Here is a 3,692-nt window from a genome sequence, read left to right as displayed (position 1 = left end):
CATGGGCTTTGCCCATGACGGTCCTCAGGTGAGCCGACATGAACCGCCCCGACCTCGAAGCCGCCTGGCTTACCCTCACCCGCGCCACCCTCCCCGCGCTGGCGCACGAACGCGGCTGGCCGGTCAGCGCCGACCATTGCTTCCAGCGCATCCTGCTCGACCACGCGGTCGGCGGCTGCTGGTACGACCACATTCACGACCGCCCCGCCTATCGCCACCTCGACGCCGAGCGCCTCGCCGCCGCGATCGCCTTAGGCCGGTCCGTTGCAGCAGGCGACACCGACCTCGCCGCGCTCAACGACCAATCGCTCGCTTGGCGCGGCAAGCCTCAGGCGCGGCGTAACCCGCGCAAAACGTTGCCCTCGGTCGACAGATAATGGTCGGCATAGTCGAAGCGGCGCGTGTCGCTGAAGATCAACCAATAATATTTCATCTGCTCCGACCACCAATAGCCCGGGCAGTGGTCGTCGAAGGCGAACACGCCCAGCGCATCCTTGCCGGTCGGCCGGATCGACACGTCGCTCAGCCCCGAATAGCCGTGCGGAGCCTTCATCCAGCGCCGCATTGCTAGGAAATGGTCGCGCGCCACGCCGCGCCAGCGGTCGTCGCGATCGTGCAGCCACAAGGTGACGGCGGCATCGGCCAGCTCCGGGCGCAGCGCGTTGGTCGGTTGCGTCACCGCCCAGGTGCGCACGTCGAACCCCTCGGGCAAGATGCCGTAGCGTGCCTGCGCCGCGATCCAGCTCGCCATGTGCAGCCGCGCGGCGTCGAGGTCACCACCTTCGGCAAGCAGACCGGGGTAGAAGGCGCTGAGTTCGTCCTGGTCGGCATTGACCCGCGCGCCGGTCGCGAAGTCGACATCGGCGAACCACAGCAATCCGGTCGAGCGATCAGCCATCTGCGTGCGGATCGCGAGCGTCGCCGCCTGATAGGCGTCGCGCAGCCGCGTGTCGCCGGTCAGCCGCCAGCCGTCCCACAGATATTCGAAGAAGCTGTCGGTCGGTGGCCCGACCGTGGCGCGGCGGCCGGTCCACTGGCCGGTCGTGACGTCGATCGACTCGCCGTACAGGCCGAGCGGCGAGCGCCTGGCGACCAGCGCCAGCGTCGCGGCGAGCGCGACATCGTAGAAGCGGCGATCGCCGGTCAGCTGCGACAGCGTCCAATATTCGGGCAGGCAGCCGCCACCGATCTCCGCCGGAAAGGAGTTGGGGTCCCGCACCGCGCCGGTGCGCAGGTTGACGAAGCGCATCGGCATCGCAGTCGGCGTCGCGAAACACGGCATCATCCGCGTCGCCAAGTCGTGCGCCAGCTCCAGCAGCCGCGCGTCGTTGGTGGCGAGATGACCCGACAACAGCCCGCCGACCAGCCGGATCGACGCCTCGAACAGCTGCGCGTCGCCGTCGAGGTTGAAGGTCAGGTGCTGATGGATCCAGCGCACGCCGTCCTCCAGCTCGGCGTCCAGCCCCATCAGCCACAGCGTGTCGAGCGCTTCGACGATCGATAGGCCGACGCTGGCGTTCTTGATGAGAAACGACTGACCAGTGCCCGATACCGGCTTCACCTCGTCCTGCCCCCAGGCGACGGCGCGATATTGATGCCAGGCCCAGCGCATCTCCGCCTTGACCGCGGCGGCCAGGCTCGCCCAGTCCTCCTGCGCGGCAGCCGGCGTCGCGATCAACGGCAGCGTAGCGGCAGCACCGGCAAGGAGCGAGCGGCGGGACAGGGTCATGGAGCGCTCTTTCGGCGGTGGCGATAATCCATGAACGGATCGCATCCGATCCGGTTGCTCCGCCGCCGCGATCTGCCTAGGAACAGGCATGAACATCAGCGCACGCAACCAGATCGCCGGCCGGCTGGTCGCCATCACTCCCGGAGCGGTTAACGGCACGGTCAAGGTCGAGATCGGCGACGGCGTCATCGTCACCGCCAGCATCACCGAGGAGGCGATCGCCGATCTGGGTCTGGCCGAAGGCGATCAGGTGACGGTGATCGTGAAGGCCAGCGACGTGATGATCGGCAAGTAACCGCTCAACCGGCAGCCGCCGTCACCGGCGCAACCATCACTCCCAAAGTCGATGCCGTGTTGCCGGCGACCTGGAGCAGATAGGCTCCGGGAGTCAGATCAAACTCGACGATCTTGCGGATGCCCGAGCAGTCGGGACCATGACCGTGCGCGACGCTGGTCATCACTGTCGCGCCTTGCACCACGTCGATCCAGGCCGCCGCGCCGAGCGAGACGCGATAGCGGCCCGGTTTGACGACCAGGAAGGCGAGACTGCCGCCGAAGTCGGCTGGCGTGCCCATGTGCTTCATCGTCGCCGCATAGGTCACCTGCGGGGTGGGCAACAACGTCACGCGCGCGCCGGTGCCAAGCGTCAGCCCCGCCGCAGCGTCGGCTTTGGCACCCGCCTTGAGCGCCGTCATCGTGGGCCAGCCGGCATAGTCGGCCGGCAGCGGTGCCGGCGTGGCGGGACAGGCCGCGGCCGGCTTCATCGCCATGCCGGCCATCGCATCCTGCGCCGGCGCGCCGCTCGCCAGAGCTGCCGCGATCATCCACCAAGCCATGACCCGTTCCTCCGTCACCCCGGACCTGACCCGGAGTCTCGCTCGTACCGGCCTGCGTAGAGGCAGCGGGACCCCGGCTCAAGGCCGGGGTGACGTGCTGAAACCATGGAAGCGAGCTACCCCCTTTTGTTCTTCTGCGCTAAGGCAGCTCCATGGCCGAGGAGGAGCCGCCCCCGCCGCCGCGCAAGATCATCCATGTCGACATGGATGCCTTCTACGCGTCGGTGGAGCAGCGCGACGATCCTGCCCTGCGCGGCCTGCCGGTCGCGGTCGGCGGACGCTCGGCGCGCGGCGTCGTCGCGGCGGCAAGCTATGAGGCGCGGGTGTTCGGCGTGCGCTCGGCGATGCCGGGCGGGGAGGCGCGGCGGCGCTGCCCCGACCTGGTCTTCGTCAAGCCGCGGTTTGAAATCTATCACGGCGTCTCGCGCCAGATCCGCGCCATCTTCGCCGACTATACCGACGCGATCGAGCCGCTATCGCTGGACGAGGCGTATCTGGACGTCAGCGACGATCGCCGCGGGCTGGGCTCGGCGCGCGCCGCCGCGGAGGAGATCAGGGCGCGGATCAGGGCAGAGACAGGCCTGACCGCCTCCGCCGGGGTGAGCTACAACAAGTTCATCGCCAAGCTCGCGTCGGACCAGAACAAGCCCGATGGCCTGTGCGTGATCCCGCCCGGCCGCGGCGCAGCGTTCGTCGCATCGTTGCCGGTCGCGCGCTTCCACGGCGTGGGGCCGGTGACGGCGCGGCGGATGGAACGGCTCGGCATCCTGACCGGGGCGGACCTGTGCGACCATCCCCTGCCCTTCCTCCAGCAGCATTTCGGCAGCTATGCCGGCTATCTCCACGCCGCCGCGCGCGGCGAGGACAACCGCGCCGTTCGCGCCCACCGCATCGCCAAGTCGATCGGGGCGGAGCGCACCTTCTCGACCAACCTCACCGATCCGGCCGAGCTATCGGCAGCGCTGGGTGTCGTCGCCGACGCGGCGTGGGAGCGGATCGAGCGCAACGGCGCGCGCGGTCGCACGGTGACGCTGAAGCTGCGCCATGCCGACTTCACCACCATCACCCGCGCCCGCTCGGTGGCAACGCCGGTCGATACCCGCGCCGGCTTGCTGGCGGTCGGCGAG

Annotated in this window: 5 protein-coding genes; 3 read left to right on the top strand and 2 right to left on the bottom strand. The window is 69.0% G+C overall.

Annotation, left to right across the window (positions count from 1 at the left end; all coding sequences use genetic code 11):
* The first annotated feature begins 38 nt into the window (after positions 1–38).
* Positions 39–377 carry a GCN5-related N-acetyltransferase gene (locus HUU96_RS13100; protein WP_174293204.1) on the top strand — a complete coding sequence of 113 codons (339 nt, stop codon included), beginning with the start codon at positions 39–41 and terminating at the stop codon, positions 375–377.
* On the opposite strand, the gene HUU96_RS13095 is transcribed toward HUU96_RS13100, so the two are convergent.
* Entirely contained in the window at positions 329–1,729 is a 1,401-nt protein-coding gene (locus tag HUU96_RS13095) for a glycoside hydrolase family 47 protein (RefSeq protein WP_174293203.1), read from the bottom strand. The genes HUU96_RS13100 and HUU96_RS13095 overlap by 49 nt on opposite strands.
* An 88-nt stretch (positions 1,730–1,817) precedes the next feature.
* Here HUU96_RS13095 and HUU96_RS13090 point away from each other — a divergent pair, with 88 nt between their 5' ends.
* Positions 1,818–2,024: a TOBE domain-containing protein gene (locus tag HUU96_RS13090; protein ID WP_174293202.1), complete on the top strand. Its 207-nt coding sequence runs from the start codon at positions 1,818–1,820 to the stop codon at positions 2,022–2,024.
* A 4-nt stretch (positions 2,025–2,028) separates the two neighbouring features.
* On the opposite strand, the gene HUU96_RS13085 is transcribed toward HUU96_RS13090, so the two are convergent.
* A complete protein-coding gene (locus HUU96_RS13085) occupies positions 2,029–2,565 on the bottom strand; it encodes a homogentisate 1,2-dioxygenase (protein ID WP_174293201.1) in 537 nt (178 codons plus the stop codon).
* Between the two features lie 152 nt (positions 2,566–2,717).
* Here HUU96_RS13085 and dinB point away from each other — a divergent pair.
* Positions 2,718–3,692, top strand: a 975-nt coding sequence (dinB, locus tag HUU96_RS13080) for a DNA polymerase IV (protein ID WP_174293200.1), incomplete at its 3' end; no start/stop codon positions are given.

This window comes from Sphingomonas bacterium (assembly GCF_903644135.1).
Classification (GTDB): domain Bacteria; phylum Pseudomonadota; class Alphaproteobacteria; order Sphingomonadales; family Sphingomonadaceae; genus Sphingomonas.
The sequence above is the reverse complement of the archived record's forward strand: the minus strand, read 5'-3'. Positions and strand labels throughout refer to the sequence as shown.

Coding starts and splice junctions, on each gene's coding strand:
- HUU96_RS13100 (WP_174293204.1), top strand. CDS start 39: ATGAACCGCCCCGACCTCGAAGCCGCCTGGCTTACCCTCACCCGCGCC.
- HUU96_RS13095 (WP_174293203.1), bottom strand. CDS start 1,729: ATGACCCTGTCCCGCCGCTCGCTCCTTGCCGGTGCTGCCGCTACGCTG.
- HUU96_RS13090 (WP_174293202.1), top strand. CDS start 1,818: ATGAACATCAGCGCACGCAACCAGATCGCCGGCCGGCTGGTCGCCATC.
- HUU96_RS13085 (WP_174293201.1), bottom strand. CDS start 2,565: ATGGCTTGGTGGATGATCGCGGCAGCTCTGGCGAGCGGCGCGCCGGCG.